The sequence below is a fragment of the Mesorhizobium sp. M1A.F.Ca.ET.072.01.1.1 genome, from assembly GCF_004023325.1.
Taxonomy (GTDB): domain Bacteria; phylum Pseudomonadota; class Alphaproteobacteria; order Rhizobiales; family Rhizobiaceae; genus Mesorhizobium.
Genome location: NZ_RZSF01000695.1, coordinates 1 through 616, shown reverse-complemented (window position 1 = coordinate 616; position 616 = coordinate 1). Strand labels below are relative to the sequence as shown.

The following is a 616-nucleotide window of genomic DNA, read 5'->3' as shown; positions in this document are numbered from 1 at the left end:
GGACAGAGGGGGGCGCTGTCCCGCCGGCCAATCCAATTTTGTCGGCCGCCCGGTAGGCCCCTACCGCCGCACCACCTTCCGCTCTTCCCATCCATAGAGCCAGTCGAGATCAGCCGCGAGTTTCTCCGCCGGGCGCGTCGCCAGCGCCATGCGCGGCACGTCGCCCGCGCTGGCGAGACTCGCCGCGCTTGCCGGGCCATGGACGGCGTTTCCGATCCACACCGTCGAGCAGGCGCGCTGGACGATGCCGCAGGGCGTCGCCCTGATCGGAGACGCGGCGCACGCCATGACCCCGTTCGCGGCGCAGGGCGCGGCGATGGCGATCGAGGATGCCGCGACGCTCGCCGATCTGGTCGCCGACTTCCCCGGCGATCCGCGGCAGAGCCTCTCCACATGGGAAAATCGCAGGCGCCCGCGCATCGAGAAGGTGCTCAGACGCGGCGCGCTCAACCGCCTGGCCTGGCACGCCTGGGGCCCGGTTGCGATCGCGCGCAACCTGGTGCTGGCGACGCGCCCGGCGGAGAAACTCGCGGCTGATCTCGACTGGCTCTATGGATGGGAAGAGCGGAAGGTGGTGCGGCGGTAGGGGCCTACCGGGCGGCCGACAAAATTGGAT

At 70.8% G+C, this 616-nt stretch carries 1 pseudogene; it reads left to right on the top strand.

Features of this window, described 5'->3' with window-relative positions:
- Positions 1-136: 136 nt before the first annotated feature.
- Positions 137-586: pseudogene (locus EOA32_RS37595) on the top strand (FAD-dependent monooxygenase); the annotation flags it as partial.
- Positions 587-616 lie beyond the last annotated feature (30 nt).